Annotated in this window: 5 protein-coding genes and 2 tRNA genes; 6 read left to right on the top strand and 1 reads right to left on the bottom strand. The window is 36.9% G+C overall.

The features are described from left to right. Positions 1–260 precede the first annotated feature (260 nt). Positions 261–333, bottom strand: a tRNA-Gly gene (locus OZD64_RS02915). 180 nt (positions 334–513) lie between these two features. Here OZD64_RS02915 and OZD64_RS02920 point away from each other — a divergent pair. From OZD64_RS02920 to OZD64_RS02945, 6 genes are all read left to right on the top strand, one after another. Next, positions 514–1,134, top strand: a complete 621-nt coding sequence (locus tag OZD64_RS02920) for a ribonuclease D (protein WP_010962900.1) — start codon at positions 514–516, stop codon at positions 1,132–1,134. 127 nt (positions 1,135–1,261) lie between these two features. After that, a complete protein-coding gene (gene trxA / locus OZD64_RS02925) occupies positions 1,262–1,585 on the top strand; it encodes a thioredoxin (RefSeq protein ID WP_010962901.1) in 324 nt (107 codons plus the stop codon). A 42-nt stretch (positions 1,586–1,627) separates the two neighbouring features. Continuing rightward, a tRNA-Ile gene (locus OZD64_RS02930) sits at positions 1,628–1,704 on the top strand. A 70-nt stretch (positions 1,705–1,774) separates the two neighbouring features. Then, on the top strand, positions 1,775–2,431 hold the full coding sequence (locus OZD64_RS02935; protein WP_022626367.1) for a CADD family putative folate metabolism protein: 657 nt from the start codon (positions 1,775–1,777) through the stop codon (positions 2,429–2,431). A 39-nt stretch (positions 2,432–2,470) separates the two neighbouring features. Then, positions 2,471–2,857 (top strand): dihydroneopterin aldolase, encoded by a 387-nt coding sequence (locus OZD64_RS02940; protein WP_007548841.1) that lies wholly within the window; start codon positions 2,471–2,473, stop codon positions 2,855–2,857. Beyond that, positions 2,854–3,132 carry a 2-amino-4-hydroxy-6-hydroxymethyldihydropteridine diphosphokinase gene (locus OZD64_RS02945; RefSeq protein WP_274999266.1) on the top strand — a complete coding sequence of 93 codons (279 nt, stop codon included), beginning with the start codon at positions 2,854–2,856 and terminating at the stop codon, positions 3,130–3,132. The genes OZD64_RS02940 and OZD64_RS02945 overlap by 4 nt, the downstream gene beginning before the upstream one ends. Positions 3,133–3,168 lie beyond the last annotated feature (36 nt).

Below are 3,168 nucleotides of genomic sequence, written 5' to 3' on the forward strand. Positions count from 1 at the left end.
TGGCATTTTTTGATGTCTTGTAACGCTTTATAAGCGCGTTCAGCTTATTTAGATAAAAATCTAGATGTAGATGAAGTTTTGTAAAGACATACAGTATCTATATACTGCAAAAAATTGAACATAAGACGCCGATACATTAAGTAATCCTTACCTTTTAATCTGCAGATTGGCGAAAGCAAATACAATAGCTTCAGTCTCATGATAAGAGGGCTGGTGGAGTTTGTCAAGGGATTTTTGACGAAATGATTTTGAAAGCAAAGAGCGGGAGAAGGGGTTCGAACCCTCGACCTCAACCTTGGCAAGGTTGCGCTCTACCAACTGAGCTACTCCCGCAATTAAATTAACCTAAATTTACTTAATTATAGGCATATACAGCGATTTGTAAACCCCGTGTACACGAAAAATGTGAGAGCCCATAAATTTGCGTGGTTCCTTCTATGATCTTTTCGTATACTTAAGACTCATTTTTGATTATCATAGGTTTTCAATTGTGCCAAAAAATGTATTAATTTTATGGGAATATTTTTATATAAAGACGACTTGCCAGCTAGTTCAATACCAGATGATATAAGGTCTATAGCTGTTGATACCGAGGCAATGGGGCTACTTCATAGCAGAGATAGATTATGCCTTGTGCAGCTCTCTTTTAATGATGGCAACGCTCACTTAGTTCAACTCAAGAACGATTATACAGCGCCAAATTTAAGAAAAATATTAGAGGATAAAAATATAACTAAAATATTTCACTTCGCGCGATTTGATGTGAGCATAATACGTTATTACTTGGAAACTTGGGCACTTCCGTGCTATTGCACAAAGATAGCTTCACGTTTAGTTCGCACTTACACAGATAATCATAGCTTAAAAGAGTTGTGCTTAGAGCTGCTTGATACCAAACTAAATAAGCAGCAGCAATCTTCTGATTGGGGAAATGAAAATTTAACAGACAAACAAAAAAGTTATGCTGCATCTGATGTTTTGTATCTCCACAGGATAAAGGAAAAGCTAGACTTAATGCTGGAGCGTGAAAATAGAAAAGAATTGGCCCAAAAGTGCTTTGAATTTCTTCCTACTCGTATTGAATTAGACTTAATGGGTTGGGAAAACGTGGATATCTTTAACCACCAGATGTAATAGAAGTTTTTTGTTTGTGCAAAACACTTTAGGGCAATTTTTCAAGCTCTGCGGTAAGAATTTAGTTGATTAACTGCTAATAGATACGCTATATTTTACAAGCAATCGTTTTAAGTTTAGGTATTTTATGAGTGATGATATTACACCGGTAAATGATCAAAATTTCAAATCTGAAGTCACTGACTATAAAGGGTTTGTTCTGGTAGATTTTTGGGCAGAATGGTGTGGGCCATGTAAAAGTCTAATGCCGCGTATTGAACAGTTGGCTAAAGACAGAAAAGGCAAGATCAAGATCTGCAAGTTCGACATAGATGAAGGGACTGAAGTGCCAAGTAAGTATGGGGTTCAATCTATACCTACTTTGATTATATTTCAAGATGGTAAGGAAATTGCACGCAAAATTGGTGCAACAAATGATCTGCTAAGTTGGGTTGATAGTGAAATAAGCTAATAGACAAATTTGCTTTTGTGTGTATTATAAATATTGATAAAAGGGATTGTAGCTCAGTCGGTTAGAGCAGTTCGCTCATAACGAATTGGCCGTAGGTTCGAGTCCTACCAATCCCACCATTGTTAGCATGATCGTAACAATGAGAAAACTATAGTATATGAACTATATATTAATGTAATGGGGGAAATGATGGAATTTACTAAGTCTCTAAATAACAAGTTAGATGAATTGCACTTACTAAATCATCCATTCTACCAATCATGGAATACAGGAAGCTTAAGCTTGCAAGCTTTACAAACCTATGCTAAAGAATATTATCACCATGTTGCTGCGTTTCCTCGTTACATCAGTGGTATACATTTTCTGTGCCCAGATCTAAAAATGCGACAGGTTTTACTTGGTAATTTAATAGAAGAGGAACAAGGTGATGAAAATCATCCAGAGTTATGGAAACGTTTTGCTGAAGGGCTTGGCGTTGCGCGATCTGATCTTCGTGAAAGTGCACAGATTAAGGAGACACAAGAATTAATTGATGGTTACTTTGACATTGTAAGATCAGGTTTTGCAGCAGGTCTTGGAGCCTTGTACGCTTACGAACGTCAAACTCCAGAGGTTTCCAAGTCTAAAATTGAAGGTTTAAAAAAACACTATTCAATAAGTGATGAGCGTTCTCTTCAATTTTTTACGGTCCATATGCATGCTGATGAATGGCATTCTGAGGAATGTGCAAATCTTATTGAAGATCTAGATGAAAAAGAGCAAGATAAAGTTATGCAGGGTGCTCAAAAGGGAGCAAGGCTCTTGTGGGGTTTTCTTGATGGAATGATGAATGCTAGCGTGTGTTAGTAGTTGTAAGTAGCTTAAACTCAGTGATGTTGGAATGCAATGTCTGCATGTAATCTTCTTATATCTGACTTACGGCTTTGGGTTCATTTAGGCTATAGTGCAGAAGAGAAGTATCATTCTCAATTAGTTAGTGTTAATATTGATTTTACCTTTAAATCCCCCCCTTTAGGACTTACAACTGACCGGCTTGAGGATACTATATGCTACTTGGAGGTAGTTCAGAGTATTCAATCTCTCGTTCAAAGCAAGCAATTCAACTTAATCGAGCATTTAACTCATGATATATACAGGACCATTAATAACCTTGTGATGCAAAAAAAGCTTATTATTTCTTCTATAGGCGTAACTATTCACAAAGTTGCACCACCTGTCCCCAGTGTGCATGGAGGTGTTTTCTTTACTTATCGTAATGCGTTGCAAGAATGATTTACATTTCTGTTGGCTCAAATATAGGAAATCGCTTTTCCCATTTACAAAAGGCTGCTCAGTTACTGCAGGAGCGCTATTTTAAAAATTTAAAATCTTCAATTATTCTGGAAACTAAGGCTATTTTACCAAATGATGCTTCACCTGGGTGGGACAGGCCATTTCTAAATATGGTTGTGTATGGAAGTTGTTCTTCTTCTCCTGAAGAGCTGTTAAAGGGCCTTAGAGGTTGTCCGGAAACTAGTAAATTCAAGCATATTCCCTCTTTAACATAACCCTACTCATAGCTAGGTATATGAAATTCTCAGTGG

The sequence above is a fragment of the Wolbachia endosymbiont of Drosophila tristis genome (genome assembly GCF_028981745.1).
Taxonomy (GTDB): Bacteria; Pseudomonadota; Alphaproteobacteria; order Rickettsiales; family Anaplasmataceae; genus Wolbachia; species Wolbachia pipientis.

Excerpts from the sequence above, each read along its gene's own strand:
- OZD64_RS02935 (WP_022626367.1), top strand. The coding sequence starts at position 1,775 with ATGGAATTTACTAAGTCTCTAAATAACAAGTTAGATGAATTGCACTTA.
- OZD64_RS02920 (WP_010962900.1), top strand. The coding sequence starts at position 514 with ATGGGAATATTTTTATATAAAGACGACTTGCCAGCTAGTTCAATACCA.
- OZD64_RS02945 (WP_274999266.1), top strand. The coding sequence starts at position 2,854 with ATGATTTACATTTCTGTTGGCTCAAATATAGGAAATCGCTTTTCCCAT.
- OZD64_RS02940 (WP_007548841.1), top strand. The coding sequence starts at position 2,471 with ATGTCTGCATGTAATCTTCTTATATCTGACTTACGGCTTTGGGTTCAT.
- trxA (WP_010962901.1), top strand. The coding sequence starts at position 1,262 with ATGAGTGATGATATTACACCGGTAAATGATCAAAATTTCAAATCTGAA.